We start from the raw sequence: 18770 nt of genomic DNA on the forward strand, positions 1-18770 counted from the left end.
CGTGCGAGAGGAGCTCTTTGGGTGAGCGCTGAGGACGTGAAGAGCAATTATGCCGGCGTCTTCGAAGGTCGGATCGGTTTCGGGCAAAGGCCCGCGCTGATCCTGATCGACTTTGTAGAGGCCTATTTGGCCAAGGGCAGCCCGCTTTACGCAGGCGTCGAGCCCGCATTGGAGGCGGCCTTGCGGCTGCGCGATGCGGCACGCACGGCGGGTGTGCCGGTGATCTATACCAATGTCGAGTTCCATCCTTCGATGGCGGACGGGGGGATCTTCGCGCGCAAGATCGACGCGCTGAAAAGCTTTGCGCGCGGCAACCCGCTTGGCGCCTGGCCCGCAGGGCTTGAGCCGGGCGGGGATGAACTCGTCATCACCAAGCAATATGCCAGCGCCTTTTTCGGCACCACGCTCGCCTCCACGCTCACCGCCATGGGCATTGACAGCCTGGTGATCACCGGCGTCACCACCAGTGGCTGCATCCGCGCCAGCTGCGTCGATGCCTGCCAGCACGGCTTCATCCCGATTGTGGTGGAAGAGGCGGTGGGCGACCGGCACGAGGCTGTACACCGCGCCAATCTGTTCGACATGAACGCCAAATATGGCGATGTGGTGGGGATGGCCGAAGTGCTCGATCACTTCGCGCAGGTCGCGGGCCGCTAGCCCCCGGCAAGCAACCGGCCCGCAACTGCGTCAAGCTTTGCCAGCAGCGCCGGATCGAGTTTGTCGGGCGCGGTGATCACTGCATCATCCAGCGCGAAGTCGATCGGTGAAGGCTCGCGCTGGTCAGGCAGTGCGTTGATGAAGCGGGTCAGCATGTCGCGCGCCAGCTTGCTGTTGAGCTGCATCTGCGCAACCACCTGTGCCACGTCGACCGCTTCGCCTTCCCGCCAGCAATCGTAATCGGTCACCATGCCGACCAGGGCATAGGGCAGCTCCGCCTCACGCGCCAGTTTGGCTTCGGGCATGGCGGTCATGCCCACCACGTCCGCCCCCCATTCGCGGTACATCCGGCTTTCGGCGCGGGTCGAGAATTGCGGGCCCTCCATGGCAAGGTAGGTTGCACCGGTCGCCACCTTTCCCTTGGCGCCAGCGATCGCGGCGGCGGCCATTTCAGACAGGCGCGGGCAAACCGGATCGGCCATCGAGACATGCGTGACGAGGCCGGTGCCGAAGAAGCTGCGTGGTGTGCGATTGGTGCGGTCGATGAACTGCTCGACAATGGCAAAGCGCCCCGGCTCGATCTGCTCACGCAGGGAGCCAACCGCAGAGATGGCAAGAATGTCGGTGCAGCCTGCGCGCTTGAGCACATCGATATTGGCGCGCGCATTGAGCTCGCCGGGCGCGATCGGGTGCCCCCGCCCGTGGCGCGGGAGGAAGCGCACCCGCACGTCGCCAATGCGTCCGCACAGCACCTCGTCGCTGGGCTTGCCCCACGGGCTGTCGATCGCGATCCATTGCGCGTCTTCAAGCCCCTCTATCGCGTAGAGCCCCGATCCGCCGATGATCCCGATGGTCCACGGGCTGGTCATGCATTTCCCCTGTTTGCGTGCCTGTACGGCAAGCTTTATCGCTCAATGCCGCGTCATGGCAAAGAAATGGTTAGCCTTGCGTCGTTAGCCGCGGGAAATCACGCCAGATCATGGGGTTCAGGCACCGACCTGCGGATGAAAGCTTCCGCCTTGGCATAAGGCACGGCTATCGAATCGCGCGCCTGCATGCGCTTCAGGTGCGCGGCGAGCGCGGGATAGGCATCGAGCGGCAGCCTGGCAGCGAGCGAGAGCTGCATCAGGCAGGTGGTGACGGTGATATCGGCGATCGACAGCGCGTCGCCGGCATAGAATTCGCCATCGCCCAGCGCGCCGTCGAGATAGGCCAGGATCGGCGGCATCTTTTCTGCCCAGCATGCCCGCGCGGTGTCGAGATCGGGCTCTTTCCCCTGCATGGCGGCAAAGGCGATCGGACGGAAAATGCCCAGCCCGCCGGTTGCGGCCAGATGGCTGTCGGCATACTCCTCGATCCACAGCGCGTGCCCATAGGCGAAGGGATCGGCGGGATAGAGCGGCACCTGGGGGTGCTTCCTCTCGATATAGCCGCAGATGGCAGAGCTGTCCGCAATCGTCCCAGGAATACCCTCTTCGGCAATCGAGCGATCGCGCAGGACCGGGATTCGTTTCAATGGCGAGATCTCGCGAAACCAGTCGGGCGGATCGAACACGTTGACCGCGTCGGTTTCGAATTCCACGCCCTTTTCGATACAGACCGCCTGGACCTTGCGCACAAAGGGGGAAACGGGGCTGCCGTAAACGACGAGATCGGCCATGCGGGAATCCTCTTCAGCTATGCTTTTTCGCTCGCTTTCATGCGGCTATCAGTTGCATAGCGCAATGGATAGGCGCGCGACATGCCGTCGCGCTCTATGATGCAAGGAAAGTGTTTGCCCTTGGGGCGGCGGCGTCCCATCTTGGCGACTCGAGACATTCCTGCACACTGGCAGTTCAGACTGGAGAGAGGCCCCATGGCTACCCAATACAAGAATCTCATCAATGGCGAATTGGTTGAATCGGGCGAATGGCTCGACGTGGTCAACCCGGCCAATGAACAGGTCATCGGCCAGGTTCCGGCTTGCGGCGCGGCCGAGCTTGACCGCGCGGTGGCCGCTGCCCGCGCTGCCTTCAAGAGCTGGCGCAAGACACCGATCGAGGAACGCCGCGCCGCGCTGCAGGCGATGGCCAAGATCATCCAGGACAATCACGAAGAGCTGTACCGGCTGCTGACCAGCGAGCAGGGCAAGCCGCATGAACAGGCCAAGGGCGAAATCATGGGGTCGGCCTACATGATTGCCAGCCAGTCGACACTCAGCCTCGAAGACGAGGTGACCGAGGATTCGGCGCAGCGGCTCAGCCGCACCCGGCGGGTGCCGGTGGGCGTGGTCGGCGGCATCGTGCCGTGGAACTTCCCGCTGCTGATGGCGGTGCAGAAGATCGTGCCGGCGCTGCTTTCAGGCTGCACCATCGTGCTCAAGCCTTCGCCCTTCACGCCGCTCACCACGCTGCGCTTTGCCGAACTGATCAAGGACACCGTGCCCGCCGGTGTGGTCAATTTCATCACTGGCGAGGATTCATTGGGCCCGCTGATGACCAGCCACCCCGATATCGACAAGATCACCTTCACCGGCTCGACCGCGACCGGCAAGAAGATCATGGAGGGCGCCTCGAAGGATCTGAAGCGCATCACACTCGAGCTGGGCGGCAATGATGCCTCGATCGTGCTGCCCGATGCCGACCCCAAGAAGGTGGCGGAACAGCTGTTCTGGTCAAGCTTCACCAATGCCGGGCAGGTCTGTATCGCGGCCAAGCGCATCTATATCCACGAGGATATCTATGACGAGTTGAGCCAGGCGATTGCCGACTATGCCAAGACGGTGAAGGTGGGTGACGGCTCACAGCAGGGCACCGGTGTCGGCCCGATCCAGAACAAGAAGCAATATGAGCGCGTGCTCGAACTGATCGAGGACGCGAAGGACAATGGCTACAAGTTCCTGGTTGGCGGCGATGCCGATCCCACGGGCAGCGGCTATTACGTGCCGATCACCATCCTCGACAATCCGCCCGAAGACGCGCGGATCGTGGCCGAGGAACAGTTCGGCCCGGTCATGCCGCTGATGAAGTTCTCGACCGAAGAAGAGGTGATCGCGCGCGCCAACAATTCCGACTATGGCCTGGCCGGCGCGGTGTGGACCGCCAATCCCGAAAAAGGCATCGAGATTGCCGAGCAACTTGAAACCGGCACCGTCTGGATCAACGAGTTCATGCACATTTCGCCCTTCGCTCCCTTTGGCGGGCACAAGCAATCGGGCTTTGGTGCCGAATACGGCAAGGAAGGGCTCGAGGAATTCACCTACTCGCAGGTGATTACCGTCAAGAGGGACAATATCCCGGCCTGATCGCTGCTGAACGGTGAGCAGCAGCGACCCACAGGCGATAGAGCAGGGCCTGGCCCGCGCCCTCTCCAGACTGGGAGGCTCGCGGGCCGGGCTGCCTGCACCGTCAGGCCTGGCGCGGCTCACCGGCGGGGCAACCATGGAAAGCTGGCGCTTCTCGAGCGGGGCGGAGGATTTCGTGCTCCGCCGCGCGCCTTCGCTCGCCTTCATGGAGGGTCGGCCCTACGGGCACGCCACCGAGGCGGCAATCATCCGCGCCGCGCATGGGGCGGGCGTGACCGCGCCCGAAGTGGTGGCGGTGCTGGAGCCGGGCGACGGGATCGGCAGCGGCTTCATCATGCGCGCCCTGCCCGGCACGCCCGATCCGCGCCAGATATTGGCGATGGAAGGTGCTGGCACGATCCTGGCCGAAGCGGCGCGCGATCTGGCGCGCATTCATTCGCTAAAGCGGGAAGACCTGCCGCCGGATGTGCCCGTGATGGATTACCGCGCGGCGATTGCAGACCTGCGCCAGCAGTTCGAGGAAGCGGGCGGCGACCGCCCGATCATCGCTCTGGGGCTGAGGTGGATGGAGGACAATTGCCCCGATCAGTGCGAGCCTGTGCTGAACCACGGCGATTTTCGCATGGGCAATATCCTTGCCGAGATTGGCCAGCTTACCGGCGTGCTCGACTGGGAGCTGGCCCATTTCGGCGACCCGCACGAGGATCTTGCCTTCGGTTGCATGGCGGTGTGGCGCTTTGCGCGGTATGACCGGCCCGCGCTGGGGCTGGGTTCGCTGGACGATTATTTCGCCGCCTATGAGGCCGAAAGCGGACGCACGGTCGACCGCGCCCGGTTCCGCTACTGGCTGGTGCACCGCACCGTATGGTGGGCGCTCGGCTGTCTGCGCAATGCGCGCATCTGGCGCAGCGGTGAGGACCGCATGCTCGAACGGGTGGTGATCTCGCGCCGCACTTCGGAGAACGAGCTGGACCTGCTGATGCTGCTCGAACAGGAAGCCCCGCAGCAGGAACGCGCGCGCAGCCTGCCGCCCGCCGGGCGGGTGCCCGAATCGAGCGGCGAGGCCACTGCGGGCGAAGTGGCCACCGCGATCGGCGAATGGCTGGCAACGGTGAAAGGCCGGATGGAAGGGCATGACCGTTTCCAGCTGGCCGTGGCCCGCAATGCGCTGGGCATGATCGCGCGCGAGGAGGCGAGCGGTGTGCGCGCCGAGGACCGCGCCATCGCCCGCGCGCTGCTCGGCGGAGAGCGCGACCTTGCCGAGCCTGCCCTGCTCGCCTTGCTGCGGCGCAAGGCGCTCGACAAGCTGGAGGCCGACATTCCCAAATATCCTGCGCTCGCCGTGGCGCGCAAACTCTGGACCGGAGAGGAATAACCGCATGGACTTCGCCATTCCCGCAGATTTGCAGGCCTACCTGGACGAGCTCGACGCCTTCATCGAAGCCGAGATCAAGCCGCTGGAGCAGCAGGATGACAATATCCGCTTCTTCGACCACCGCCGCGAGCATGCGCGCACCGATTGGGAGCGCGGCGGGTTGCCGCGCTACGAGTGGGAAGAACTGCTGATCGAGGCCAAGCGCCGCGCCGACAAGGCCGGCCATTGGCGCTTTTCCGCGCCGAAGAAATATGGCGGCAAGGACGGCTCCAATTTGTGGATGGCGGTGATCCGCGACAACTTCGCGCGGAAGGGGCTGGGCCTCCACAATGATTTGCAGAACGAGCACAGCATCGTCGGCAATTTCCCCTTCGTCGCCATGTTCGAGACTTTCGGCACCGAGGAACAGAAACAGGAATTCATCCGCGGCGGGTTCGAAGGCACACGGCGGGTTGCCTTCGGCCTCACTGAAGCGAACCATGGCTCCGACGCCACCCATATGGAAACCCGCGCCGTGCGCGAGGCGCGCGACGGGGTCGATGGCTGGCGCATCGATGGCGAGAAGATGTGGATCACCGGCATGCATGTCGCCACGCACTGCGCCATGTTCGCCCGCACATCGGGCAAGGATGGCGATGCCAGCGGGATCACCTGCTTCCTCGTCCCCAATCCCACGCCGGGACTCGAGATCGAGGAATGGATGTGGACCTTCAACATGCCGACGGATCATCCGCGGCTGTCAGTCAACAACGTCTGGGTGCCGGATTCTGCGATCCTGGGGGTGGAGGGCCGCGGCCTCGCGCTGGCGCAAAGCTTCGTCCACCAGAACCGCATCCGCCAGGCGGCAAGCTCGCTCGGCGCGGCGCAATTTTGCGTCGATGAGAGCGTGCGATATGCGCGCACCCGCAAGCCCTTTGGCGAGGAACTGGCGAAGAACCAGGCGATCCAGTTCCCGCTGGTGGAGCTTGCCACACAGTGCGAAATGCTGCGGCTGCTGATCTACAAGACCGCCTGGGAAATGGACAACATGCCGCATGAGGAGATCGAGCGGACGATCTCCGACAAGGTCAGCATGTGCAATTACTGGGCGAACCGGCTGGTGTGCGAGGCGGCCGACCGCGCGATGCAGGTGCATGGCGGGATCGGCTATTCGCGGCACAAGCCGTTCGAACACATCTATCGCCACCACCGCCGCTATCGCATCACCGAAGGGGCGGAGGAAATCCAGATGCGCAAGGTGGCGGCATACCTGTTCGGCTATCTCGGGCCAAAGCGCGGGATGTACGGCTAGGCGCGGCGTTCGGGCAGGATCACGCCCTCATGCTTGACCGCGCCGCCCTTTGACAGCGCGTAGAGCACCAGTCCGGTTGCCACCAGGGCCAGTGTGGATAGCGCCGAGCTGAGCGGAACCTGCGATGTCAGCCACACGATCATGCCGATCGCGATGGGCATGATGACCAGCCAGCGCGGCCCCATCGCATCAGCAACACCCCCGTCATTGCGGTGCCACATCTTGAGCAGAGCGCCGACCGACGCGATGAATATCAATTGCTCGACCGCAACCACCAGCATGGCAAGGATGGCAAAGGAGCCGGATATGGCCAGGCCGGCAACGATCAGCGAATAGGCGGCGATGGCAATGGCCGGGGTTTCAAAGCGCGGCGAGACATAAGCGAAGAAATTGGGCAGCAGCCCGCGGCGAGCCATGCCATAGGCGATGCGGGGCATGGCCACGAAGCTGCTGAGCTGGTTGGTCCCAATTGAAAAGATCGCGGCAAAACTGATCAGCAAGGTTCCCGCAGCGCCAAAGACTTTTTCTCCCGCAGCCGCGAGCGGACTGTCGATTGCCGATGGATCGGGAGCGATCGCGATATAGGCCAGCTGCACAATCGCATAGAAGACCGCCACCCCGGCGAGGTTGATGAAGATCGAGCGCGTGATATGTGATCGGGGTTGCTTCGTTTCCCCCGCGGCAACCGTTACTATTCCAGCGCCTGAAAAGGCATAGGCAAGCAGCAGCGCGACGGCTTCGATCTGCGAAAATTGCGGCAGGCTGACCCGGGTGGGAATCCCGTTCGCGTAAAGCCCGGCTAGGCACAGAAACAGGATCGGAGCCAGCTTTGCGACAGTTCCGACCCACATGACCGCGATCGAGCGCCTGGTGCCAACGATGCTGATCATCATGAATGCGGCGATGAGCGCAACAATCGTGGCAAGCCGCACGAATGGGTTGTCGAAGAAGGGGAATATCGCTGCAAGGTAAGATACCAGCACGTGGAAATTGGCCGCCCTGCCAGACATGTTCGCCGCCAGGTTGAACCAGCCGACCAGAAACCCCGCCAGCGGCCCGAAGGCATGCTGCGCATAGAGCTGCGGCCCGCCCGACTGGCGAAAGACCGTCGACAGTTTGGCCGGCACCGCGATCAGGCAGGCATAGAGCAGCGCGAAGGCCAAGATGGCGAGCGGCGAGAAACTGCCCGCGCTGGCATAGAGCAAGGCCGGCAGGGCGAATATTCCCGCTCCGACAACGCCGTTGAGATTGATCAGGATGGCGCCCGCAAGCCCCACCACCCGCGGCGGCTTCTGGTCGTAAGTTATTACATGTCCCCGGCCAAGGAAGGCGCCCAAGCGTGAGAACTATAGCAGCGGCAGCCATTGTCAAACCCTACGCGCTATCTATGCGCCGTCGGTGCAGTGGCTCCGCCACCACTGGCGTAGGCGTGGCTGCAGCCGACTATTGCGTGGCCAGCAGGCGATAGCCCCAGGCTGGCAGCGTGACCGTGTCGCCAGCGGCCAGGCTGGTCGCGGCCCCGCTGCGGAATTCGCGGTAGGTTCCCGCAGCATGGCCATCGGCCAGCACCGCGCTGACCGGGCGGGGCGACAGATTGAACAGGCCCAGTACCTTGTTGCCGTCTTTCTCCCGGACCCAGGCAAACATCTGCTGCGGCTTGTCGGTCACGACCTGGCTCATGCGCGCGCCCCACTGGCCATTGGCGAGTGCCGGGTTAGCCTTGCGGAAGGCGATCAGATCGGTCAGCAGTTCGTCCAGCTGGCAACCTTCGCCCTGGCTCCAGTCGATCGGATCCTTCTCGAAGAAGGCAAGGCGTTTTGCGTTGCAGGCTTCCTGCCCGTTGTAGATCATCGGCAGGCCTTCGCCGGTGAAGCTCAGCGCGAGGAATGCGGGCAGGGCCGGGCCGAAATTCTCGTATTGCGTCCCTTCCCAGGCATTGCTGTCATGATTGGCGATATAGGTCAGCCGCATCGCCTGAGCGGGCCAGGCGCTTTCGTTTTCGGCGTAATAGCCGAACAGCGCGGTGGCGTCGGCCTTGCCCTGGGCGATGTTCTTGACCGTTTGGTGCCATTCCCAGGCATAGGTGGCGTCGAAGGCGCGGCGGTGGAGTTCAGAGCTTTTCCATTCGGCCAGCATGAAGACCGGTTTGATCGCATCGAGCCGGGCGCGCTCGCTTTCCCAGAAATCGAGCGGGACATATCCGGCCACGTCGGCGCGGAAACCATCGACATCGAAATCGCGGACCCACATCTCCATCGCCTCGCCGACATGCTGGCGCACGCCGGGCTGCGACCAGTCGAGATCGATTACATCCGACCAGTCCCACCACGGGGTGGGCCGGAAATCACCCTTCCAGTCCTTTTCGTACCAGTCGGGGTGCTCGCTCGCCAGGGCATTGTCCCACGCGGTGTGATTCGCAACCCAGTCAAGGATCACCTTGAAACCCTGCTCGTGTGCGGCGGCGATGAAGGCCTTGAGATCCTCGGGGGTGCCGAATTCAGGGTTCACAGCGTAATAATCCTGCACCGAATAGGGGCTGCCCAGCGTGCCCTTGCGGTTCTTTTCGCCGATCGGGTGAATCGGCATCAGCCACAAAATGTCGACACCCAGCGCCTTGAGCCGCGGCAGCTCTTTCTGCGCGGCCTTGAACGTCCCTTCGGGGGTAAACTGGCGCGTGTTGATTTGATACAGCACCGCATCGCGGCTCCATTCGGGATGCGTCAGTTCGACATAGGCGGCGGGCTGCCACTCGGCCTCGCCGGTATCGCCCGAGCAGGAGGTGAGCAGCGCCAGCGCTGCGGCAGCGGTGAGCGGGAGGGCAATTTTACGCATGGGAGACCTCTGCAATTCTGGCGGGAAGGGCGGCAGTGACGCGCAGCATCGCGGCGGCGGCCACGAGCCATGCGAGCGCGGCAAACAGCATCGTCCACACCGGCTCGCCCGGGAAGAAGGCCTGCATGATCGATCCCATCACCGTTGCCACCAGCAGTTGCGGCACGACGATGAAGATGTTGAACAGGCCCATGTAGATGCCCAGCTTCGCTTGCGGCAAATTGGATGCGATGATGGCATAGGGCATGGCCAGGATGCTGGCCCAGGCGATCCCGATGCCCACTTCGGCCAGCAGCAGCATCTGCGCATCGCGCACCACGAAGAACATCAGGAAACCCGCCGCGCCCAGCGTCAGACAGATCGAATGCGTCAAGACCTGCCCGACCTTGCGTGACAGCCACGGTAGCAGCCCCAATGCGGCGATGGCGGCCACGCCGTTGTAAACAGTGAACAGCACGTTCACCCAGCTGGCGCCTTCATTATAGGCGGCGCTTACCGTATCGCTCGATCCGAAGACATATTGCGTCACCACCGGGGTGGTGTTGATCCACATGATGAACAGTGCCGACCAGCTGAAAAACTGCACCACAGCCAGGCGTTTCATGATTTCCGGCATGCCGGAAAAATCGCCGACGATGCTGGACAGCATGTTGGCGGTCCGGCCCTGCTTCGCCAGGTTGATGGCGACCGCGCTGAGCAAGCCGTAGAACACCAGCAATCCGCCCAGCAGGAAGACTTCCTTTTCCAGTTCCAGCGCGTTGACCAGCAACAGAACGATCGCACCCAGCACGGTCCAGACTGCCGCCGAAACGAAGCTCTTTTCCGCCAGCAGCCGCACCGGCTGGCCGCTTTCGAGCGGGGCTTCTTGGGCAAAGACGGCCTGTTCTTCCGGGCTGTATTCGCGAGTGAACAGTACGGTCCACATCACCGCCGTGAACAGCGCCGCCGCCCCCGCCCAAAAGCTCCAGCGCACGGTGTCCGGCAGGCCGCCATCGGGTGCGACATTGGCGACACCTAGCGTTTCGAGAAGATAGGGAAAGATCGATCCTACCACTGCGCCGGCGCCGATGAAGGCGGTTTGCACGGCATAGCCCGCGCTGTGCTGATCGGTGCGCAGCATGTCGCCCACAAAGGCACGGAACGGTTCCATCGAGACGTTGAGGCTGGCATCGAGCACCCACAGCATGGCGGCGGCAAAGAACAGCGGCGCGGCCACAGTGGGCGCCAGCGGCATCGCGAACAGCGCCAGCGCGGAGAAAATCGCTCCGGTCAGGAAATAGGGACGGCGGCGGCCCAGCCGGTTCCATGTCTTGTCTGACAGATGGCCGATGATCGGCTGCACGATCAGGCCCGTCAGCGGGGCGGCTACCCACAGCGCGGGCAGATCGTCCATGCTCGCGCCCAATGTCTGGAATACGCGGCTCATGTTCGAATTCTGCAGCGCGAAGCCGATCTGGATCCCGAAAAATCCGAAGCTGATATTCCACAGTCCCCAGAAATTCTGACGCGGTTTTTCCATTGCCTCTATTGTCCCTTCCCCTTGCGCGAGCGGTCATTGCCGTCCCGCGTCAATACCGGAGGGCTGGCATGAAAGCCTTGAGCCGACAACACGTATACGAATGTATCGGGATCTCAGGCGAGCGGAACAGGCGGCGCGGGCGGTGTTGGTGCGGCCGGGGCGACGGGGGCACCGCCGCTGCTGGCACGCACGATCAGGCGGGTGGGCAGGCGGTTGTCAGGCCCTTCGCGTTCCTCGATCTTGGCCAGCAGCGTTTCCACCAGCCGTTCGCCCGCGCCGCCGATATCCTGCATGATCGTGGTCAGTGGCGGGTTGGTGAGGCTGGCGGAGGGAATATCGTCGAACCCGACTAGCGCCACATCGCCAGGCACCTTTAGCCCGGCCTCGGCCAGGGCGCGCATCGCACCGATAGCGATCAGATCGCTGGCGGCGAAAATGCCGTCGAACCGCTGACCGCTCGCAATCAGGCTGCGGGTGGCAGCATAGCCTGCTTCCTCGGTGGTGATGGCATCGCGCTGCAAGGCGCGCTCGGGCGCTATACCGGCATCCTCCAGCGCCTGGCACATGCCGCGATAGCGCTGGGCGAATTCGGGATAGTGATCGTCCGCATGGCCGAGAAAGGCCAGCCTGCGCCGCCCGCGCTCGATCAGATGCGCCCCTACCAGCTTGCCTGCGCCGAAATTGTCCGAACCGATGGTACTGCCGGAAGAATCGCCGCTGACCGATCCCCAGCGGGCAAAATGCGTGCCCTGCCGCGCCAGTTGATTCAGCCGTTCGCGGTAAACCGTGAAATCGCCGTATCCGAGCAGGATCAGCCCGTCGGCTCTATGGCTGTCCTGGTATTGGACGTGCCAGTCATCCTCCATCCGCTGGAATGAAATCAACAGGTCAAGCCCATGATTGGCACAGGCACGGGTGATCGATCCAAGCATTGCCAGAAAGAAGGGATTGATCATGCTCTCATCTGGCGTGGGGTCTTCAAAGAACAGCAATGCAATGGTGTTCGAGCGCTGGGAACGCAGCGATGATGCGTTCTTGTCGACAGTGTATCTGAGGTCTTCCGCGATAAGACGGATGCGTTCGCGCGTTGTGGCGCTGACCGAAGGGTCTCCACGCAGCGCGCGGCTGACGGTTGGCTGCGATACCCCCGCCAGATAGGCGATATCGAAGCTAGTCGGCCTGCCGGTAGGCTTGCGACCCAAGTTCCTCTCCTGCGAACAGCCGCCGTTTGGCGATCGCCCGAAACTTTAGGCTTTGCACCGGGGTTTGGCAATTCGGTCATATGAGGCCAGATGGCGCCCTCTAAGGACCTGGTCAGCAGGTTGAAAGATCGTTGTAAGCCATTGAATATATTAACGTATACGTATGCTATCTTTCGCATGCCGACTATGACCGGCTATTCCTGCGTCCAAGCCGGGGGGCACTTTCGCTTTCCGAGCCTGGACTGGATCAGCACGCAGGCGGGCACAGCAGATGCCTGATCGCCGTGCAGGGGAGGAAATTCACATGGCAATTCGTAGCAAGCTTTCCGTCGGCGTGAGCATGGCGGCCTTTTCGGTTGCGCTGGGCGCGGCCGCGTTCCCGCAGGTTGCAATGGCGCAGGACGCAGGTGCCGAAGACGCGGCCGAAGCGGAAGCGTCCCCGGAAGGCGACGCCATCGTCGTTACCGGTTTTCGTGCCTCGCTGGAGAGCTCGATCAACACCAAGCGTCAATCGACCGTGATTGCGGAAGCCTTCTCGGCCGAAGACATCGGCAAATTGCCAGATGTCTCGATCGCCGAAACGCTGGGCCGCCTGCCCGGCCTGGCGGTGCAGCGGATCGACGGCCGCGCGCAGAACCTGTCGGTGCGTGGTCTTGGCCCGGACTTTTCCACCTCGCTCCTCAATGGCCGAGAACTGGTCTCCTCAAGCGATAACCGCGGGGTCGAATATGACCAGTATCCGTCCGAACTGATCGACCGCGGCATCATTTACAAGGTGCCCTATGCCGGCCTCATCGGCCAGGGCCTGGCCGGTACGGTCGACCTAAAGACCATCCGTCCGCTCGAGAAGGGCGAGCGGATCGTCTCACTCGCAGCCCGCGGCGAGTTCAACGAGGATGGCTCGCTCAACCCCGATGTCAAAGGCCGCGGCTATCGCGCGACCGCCACCTATGTCGACCAGTTCGCAGGCGACACACTTGGCCTGGCTGTGGGCGTCGCTTACCAGTCGAGCCCGAGCCAGGTGAAGAAGTTCAACGCCTGGGGCTATCCCAACGATGCCGGTTTCACCGTGCTCGGCGGAATGAAGCCCTTCGCCAAGTCGGTCGACCTTGATCGCCTCGGCGCGTTCGGCACGCTCGAATGGCAGCCCAGCGACGAATGGAGCACGTCGCTCGATCTGTTCTACGCCGACTATCGCGAGCGCATTCCGCTGCGCGGCATCGAATTCCCGCTTAATCCCGGCTGGGGTTCGGGAGCCACGATTACCTCGAACAGCGGCGGCGATTTCCCCGATACGGTCAGTTTTTCGGGCGTCCAGCCGGTGGTGCGCAATGATTTCGATCGCAAGGATACCGAGACTTTCTCGGCCGGGTGGAACACCAAATACGAAGACGACGCGGTCATTCTCGAACTCGACGCATCCTATTCCTCGTCGGATCGCCGCTTGCAGCAGATCGAAAGCTATTCGGGCCTGACCTATGCGGCCAATCCGGCCGGTCCTTCGGACACTGTGACCTACACCCGCAGCCCTAAAGGCTTCCCCTTCGCCTTCACCAATTCGATCGATTATTCAGACACCAATCTCATCCAGTTGACCGATCCGCGCGGCTGGGGTGCGGACGGGCTGGTCCAGGCCGGCTTCATCAACGACACCCTGACCGATGACGAGCTGTGGACGATCCGCGGCGAAGCCGTGGGCAAGGTCGACAACGCGATCATCAAGCATCTCGTGGCTGGCCTCTCCTATTCGGATCGCAGCAAGAAGCGCGACATCACGCAGAACTTCCTCAGCCTGGCTGGAGGGCCGTCGGTGTTCGCGGCAGATGGCGCCGTCACCCGCCTGCCGATCCCGGCGGATGCGCTGTTGCCATCGATCGCCAGCCTCAGCTTCCTCGGCTTCGGGCCGCAGGTTGCCTATGATCCCTTCGTGCTCCTGAGCAACGGCACTTATGTGCTGACCGATGTCCAGAGTTCGAGCCTGCCCTTCCCGGGTGACTGGACCGTGTCCGAAAAGGTCACGCAGGGATACCTGCGGGCCGATATCGATACCCAGGTCAGCGGTTTGCCGGTAACCGGCAATCTGGGTGTGCAGCTGGTCTTTACCGACCAGTCATCCAATGGCTTCAACTCGCCGGGCGGGATCGGCGCGGTGCAGACCCCTGTTACCGACGGCGACAACTATTCCCATGTCCTGCCGAGCCTGAACCTCAATTTCGAACTGTCGGATGACATGAAACTGCGCGTCGGTGCGGCCCGCACCCTGGCTCGCCCGCGCATGGACCAGCTTAATGCCTCGTTCAATGCCGGAATCGCCAATATGCCGCCGGCCGACGGCTTCAACTCGATCTTCAGCGGCAGCGGCGGCAACCCGCAGCTGCGGCCCTTCGTGTCCGACGGGATCGACGCGTCGTTCGAATATTACTTTGGCGGCGCGGGATATCTGGCCATCGCCACCTATTACAAATGGCTTGACGATTTCGTGAACCCCAGCGCACCGGTGCTGCGCGACTTTTCCAACCTCGTCCCGCTGCTGACGCCGACCCAGCAGGCGGCCTTCGCGGCCACCGGCAACAATACGCTGGGCCTGGTCACGGGCCCCGACAACGGCGCCGATGGCTACATCTTCGGTGTGGAAGCAAGCACGGCAGTTCCCTTTGGAATGGTTACTTCGGCGCTGGAAGGTTTCGGCTTCCAGACCAGCGTGTCCTACACCAAGAGCAGGCTCGACGTGACGCAGCCTGACGGGACGAGCTTCAACGTCGATACGCCGGGCCTGTCGAAGTGGGTCATCAATTCGACCGCCTATTTCGAGAAGGACGGGTTCGAGGCCCGCATCAGTAACCGGTATCGTTCGTCGTACCTGGCCGAATTCATCGGTATCTCGGCCAGCCGCGCGTTCCGGCGGACCTATGCGGAATCGATCTTTGACGCGCAGATCGGCTATCGCTTCGAGGCAGGGGCGCTCGAAGGGGTTTCGGTCTCGCTGCAGGCGCTTAACCTGACCAACGAACCCTTCGTCAACTTCACCGATGGCGATCGCACCCATGTAATCGATTATGAAGAATATGGCCGCACCTATCTGGTGGGTGTGTCCTATCGCTTCTGACCAGCCATGAGGGGAGCGCCGGGTCTTTCGAATTTCCGCCGGATACTTGAAAGACCCGCCGCTCTACCGCTTAATGGGGTCCGGGTTGTGCTCTCCCCATTCGTTTCGGGGCATGTCGGGGATCGTTCATGACGGCGCAGGCAGCTACGGATTTCGTGATCGTGGGCGGCGGGACCGCCGGCTGGATGGCTGCGGCCGCGCTGGCGCGCTTTGCGCCGGGCCGCCCGGTCATGCTGGTCGAAAGCGAAGCGATCGGCACGGTCGGGGTGGGCGAGGCGACCATTCCCCAGATCCACCTGTTCAATGCCGCGCTTGATCTCGACGAGGCTGAATTCCTGCATGAAACCAGGGGCAGCTTCAAGCTTGGCATCGAGTTTGACGGCTGGCTGCGCGAAGGCGAAAGCTATATGCACGCCTTCGGCAATGTCGGACAGGGCATGGGGCTGCTGCCGTTCCAGCATTACTGGGTCCGGGCCAGCCAGCTCGGGCTGGCCAAGCCGCTCCAGCGTTATTCGCTCAACGAACTGGCGGCGCGCAAGATGCGGATGCAGCGTGGCCGGCGTACGCCGCAATCGCCCGAAATGCCCTATGCCTATCATTTCGATGCCGGGCTCTATGCCGCGCACCTGCGCCGCTATGCCGAAGCGCGCGGCGTGGTGCGGCGCGAAGGCGTGGTCGAAGCGGTCGAGCGTGACGGCGAGAGCGGCGATATTGCGGCGGTGCGGCTTGAAGGCGGCGATCGCATCGCCGGGCGCTTCTTCATCGATTGCACTGGCTTTCGCGCATTGCTGATCGAAGGCGCGCTCGAATCCGGGTTCGAGGACTGGACCCACTGGTTGCCGTGCGACCGGGCGATGGCAATTGCCTGCGAAGGGGCAGGCGATTTCACCCCCTATACCCGCTCGATCGCGCGCAAGGCCGGATGGCAATGGCGCATCCCGCTGCAGCACCGGATCGGCAATGGCCATGTCTATTCCAGCACGCATATGTCGGATGACGAAGCGGCCTCGATCCTGCTCGCCAATCTCGACGGCGCGCCGCTGGGCGATCCCCGCCCGTTCCGTTTTGCCACCGGTACGCGGCGGCAGCACTGGGTTCGCAACTGCCTTGCCATAGGGCTGTCCGCCGGCTTCATGGAGCCGCTCGAATCCACCAGCATCCACCTGATCCAGAGCTCGATCTCGCGTTTCCTGGCGATGCTGCCGGGGGACCGGGTGGAGCAGGCGCTGGCTGACGAGTTCAACCGCCAGGCCGCGTTCGAATGGACGCGCATCCGCGATTTCCTGATCCTGCATTACTGGGCCAACCAGCGCGAGGGCGAACCCTTCTGGGACATGGTGCGCCACATGGAACTGCCCGAAACGCTGCAACGCAAGATTTCCCAATGGCAGGCGGGTGCCTTCATCCATCGCGAGCATGAAGAACTGTTCACCCCGGTCGGCTGGTTCCAGGTGCTGATTGGCCAGGGCATCGTTCCCCATGGCTACAATCCGATCGCTGACACCCTTCCGGTCGCGCAACTGGCGGCGCTGCTCGAAGAACATGAACGCCGCTGCGAGGAGGAAGCCCGCGCCATGCCATACCATCTCGATTTCCTCCGGGCCTTTGTCGGCCAGGCCGCGCCCGAAAAGGTTGGCGCATGATCGCGCGCGGGCTGATCCTGTCCGGCCTTGCCGCCTGTGCCCTGTTTGGCGCGAGCGCATGCGCTGCGCAGCAGCCGGCGGTGGATGGGGCTGCAGCAACATCGTTCGCCGCCGCGCCGCTGCGGCTGCGCGATCCGGCCGAGGAAGTGGTCTATTTCGTCCTGCCTGACCGGTTCGAAAACGGCGATCCAGCGAATGATCGCGGCGGGCTCGCGGGCGGCCCGCTGCAGACCGGGTTCGACCCCGCGCACAAGGGCTTCTTCCATGGCGGCGATCTGAAAGGGCTGACCGCGCGGCTCGACTATCTCGAGCAGATGGGCATCACCGCCATCTGGTTCGCGCCGATCTTCCAGAACAAGCCGGTGCAAGGGCAACCCGGGCAGGAAAGCGCAGGCTATCATGGCTATTGGGTGACCGATTTCACCCGGCCCGATGCGCATTTCGGCACCAGCGCCGAGTTCAAGGCCTTTGTCGATGCCGCCCATGCGCGGGGCATGAAGGTCTATATGGACATCATCACCAATCACACTGCGGACGTGATCCGCTATGCCGATGGCGATGCGACCAATTACGAATATCGCAGCCGGGGCGACTATCCCTATTCGACCCTTGGCGGGGTGGACGGGCCACCCATAAACCCCGGTTTCATGGGCGATGAGGATCGCAGCGCCGCCAATTTCGCCCGGCTCGTCGATCCGGCCTATGCCTATGTGCCCATCGTTCCCGATGCGGAAAAGGACGTGAAGGTCCCAGCCTGGCTCAACGATCCGATTTATTACCACAATCGCGGCAATTCCAGCTTCACGGGCGAGGATAGTCGTTTCGGCGATTTTTCGGGCCTCGACGATTTGTTCACCGAACATCCGCGTGTGGTTGCGGGAATGATCGACATCTATGCCGGCTGGATCCGCGAGTTCGGGATCGACGGGTTCCGGGTCGACACCGCGCGGCATGTGAACCCTGAATTCTGGCAGGCCTTCATCCCGGCGATGCAGGACACCGCGCGGGCGGCGGGCATACCCAATTTCTACATCTTCGGCGAGGTGTTCAAGGATATCCCGCAGAACGGATATATCGCGGAATACACCCGGCGCGACGGTTTCCCGGCGGTGCTCGATTTCGCCTTCCAGGCGGCGATGCGCGAAGTGCTGGGGCGAGGCAAGGGCACGGTCGTGCTGGCACACATGTTCGATGGCGATGTGCTTTACGAAGGCGGTGAAGCTGCGGCGCTGCGCCTGCCAACCTTTCTTGGCAATCACGACATGAGCCGGTTTGCGACCCTGATCCGGCAGGACATGCCCGGCATCGGGCAAGATGAGCTGTTGGCCCGGGTCATGCTCGGCCATGCCATGCTGCTGACGCTGCGCGGTTCACCCGTGATCTATTACGGCGACGAGCAGGGCTTTGTCGGGGATGGCGATGACCAGCTGGCGCGTGAGGACATGTTTCCCTCACGCACAGCGGTCTATAACGACAACCAGCTGATCGGCACGTCCGCGACCACGGCGCAGGCCAATTTCGACCACACCCATCCGCTCTACCGGCTGATCGCCAACTTTGCCGCGATCCGCAAGGCGCATCCGGCGCTGGCCACCGGGCGCCAGCTGGTGCGGCATTACGAACAGGCGCCCGGTATCTTTGCAGTCTCGCGTTTCGATCCGGCCACTGGTGGAGAATACCTGCTTGCTTTCAATACGACTGCACAAGAAAGGACGGCCAATGTGGCGCTCGGTTACGATGCCCGCACCTTTGAATCGCTGGCGGGCGATTGCCCCTTATCCGTCACGGCACCGGGTAGCGCGGCATTTCGCCTTGCTCCATTCGGCTGGGCGATCTGCCGCGTGAGCGAGCTTGCCCGGTGA

13 protein-coding genes are annotated in these 18770 nt (G+C 63.0%); 7 read left to right on the plus strand and 6 right to left on the minus strand.

Features of this window, described 5'->3' with window-relative positions; all coding sequences use genetic code 11:
- Positions 1-21 precede the first annotated feature (21 nt).
- A complete protein-coding gene (locus tag ACX2DJ_RS03955) occupies positions 22-657 on the plus strand; it encodes an isochorismatase family protein (protein ID WP_462571115.1) in 636 nt (211 codons plus the stop codon).
- Here ACX2DJ_RS03955 and ACX2DJ_RS03960 read toward each other — a convergent pair.
- Positions 654-1526 (minus strand): phosphorylase family protein, encoded by an 873-nt coding sequence (locus tag ACX2DJ_RS03960; RefSeq protein ID WP_462571116.1) that lies wholly within the window; start codon positions 1524-1526, stop codon positions 654-656. The genes ACX2DJ_RS03955 and ACX2DJ_RS03960 overlap by 4 nt on opposite strands.
- Before the next feature lie 98 nt (positions 1527-1624).
- Positions 1625-2317: a glutathione S-transferase family protein gene (locus ACX2DJ_RS03965; RefSeq protein ID WP_462571117.1), complete on the minus strand. Its 693-nt coding sequence runs from the start codon at positions 2315-2317 to the stop codon at positions 1625-1627.
- Positions 2318-2512: 195 nt separating this feature from the next.
- Between ACX2DJ_RS03965 and ACX2DJ_RS03970 the strand changes: the two genes are divergently transcribed.
- From ACX2DJ_RS03970 to ACX2DJ_RS03980, 3 genes are read left to right on the plus strand one after another with little or no spacing between them, the layout of a single operon-like run.
- Complete coding sequence (locus ACX2DJ_RS03970) at positions 2513-3940, plus strand: aldehyde dehydrogenase family protein (RefSeq protein WP_462571118.1); 1428 nt, start codon at positions 2513-2515, stop codon at positions 3938-3940.
- Positions 3941-3953: 13 nt separating this feature from the next.
- Positions 3954-5315 (plus strand): phosphotransferase, encoded by a 1362-nt coding sequence (locus ACX2DJ_RS03975; RefSeq protein ID WP_462571119.1) that lies wholly within the window; start codon positions 3954-3956, stop codon positions 5313-5315.
- Positions 5316-5319: 4 nt separating this feature from the next.
- Entirely contained in the window at positions 5320-6606 is a 1287-nt protein-coding gene (locus ACX2DJ_RS03980) for an acyl-CoA dehydrogenase family protein (protein ID WP_462571120.1), read from the plus strand.
- Here the strand turns inward: ACX2DJ_RS03980 and ACX2DJ_RS03985 are convergent.
- From ACX2DJ_RS03985 to ACX2DJ_RS04000, 4 genes are all read right to left on the minus strand, one after another.
- Complete coding sequence (locus ACX2DJ_RS03985) at positions 6603-7943, minus strand: APC family permease (protein WP_462571122.1); 1341 nt, start codon at positions 7941-7943, stop codon at positions 6603-6605. The two genes, ACX2DJ_RS03980 and ACX2DJ_RS03985, sit on opposite strands and share 4 nt — an antisense overlap.
- Before the next feature lie 106 nt (positions 7944-8049).
- On the minus strand, positions 8050-9438 hold the full coding sequence (locus tag ACX2DJ_RS03990) for an alpha-amylase family glycosyl hydrolase (RefSeq protein ID WP_462571123.1): 1389 nt from the start codon (positions 9436-9438) through the stop codon (positions 8050-8052).
- Complete coding sequence (locus tag ACX2DJ_RS03995) at positions 9431-10957, minus strand: MFS transporter (protein WP_462571124.1); 1527 nt, start codon at positions 10955-10957, stop codon at positions 9431-9433. Before ACX2DJ_RS03995 ends, ACX2DJ_RS03990 begins: the two co-directional genes overlap by 8 nt.
- 113 nt (positions 10958-11070) lie before the next feature.
- A complete protein-coding gene (locus ACX2DJ_RS04000) occupies positions 11071-12159 on the minus strand; it encodes a LacI family DNA-binding transcriptional regulator (protein ID WP_462571125.1) in 1089 nt (362 codons plus the stop codon).
- Between the two features lie 304 nt (positions 12160-12463).
- Between ACX2DJ_RS04000 and ACX2DJ_RS04005 the strand changes: the two genes are divergently transcribed.
- From ACX2DJ_RS04005 to ACX2DJ_RS04015, 3 genes are all read left to right on the plus strand, one after another.
- On the plus strand, positions 12464-15265 hold the full coding sequence (locus ACX2DJ_RS04005) for a TonB-dependent receptor (RefSeq protein ID WP_462571126.1): 2802 nt from the start codon (positions 12464-12466) through the stop codon (positions 15263-15265).
- A gap of 128 nt (positions 15266-15393) precedes the next feature.
- Positions 15394-16908, plus strand: a complete 1515-nt coding sequence (locus tag ACX2DJ_RS04010; RefSeq protein WP_462571127.1) for a tryptophan halogenase family protein — start codon at positions 15394-15396, stop codon at positions 16906-16908.
- On the plus strand, positions 16905-18770 hold the full coding sequence (locus ACX2DJ_RS04015) for an alpha-amylase family glycosyl hydrolase (protein WP_462571128.1): 1866 nt from the start codon (positions 16905-16907) through the stop codon (positions 18768-18770). Before ACX2DJ_RS04010 ends, ACX2DJ_RS04015 begins: the two co-directional genes overlap by 4 nt.

The sequence above is a fragment of the Altererythrobacter chaiwopuensis genome (assembly GCF_054957755.1).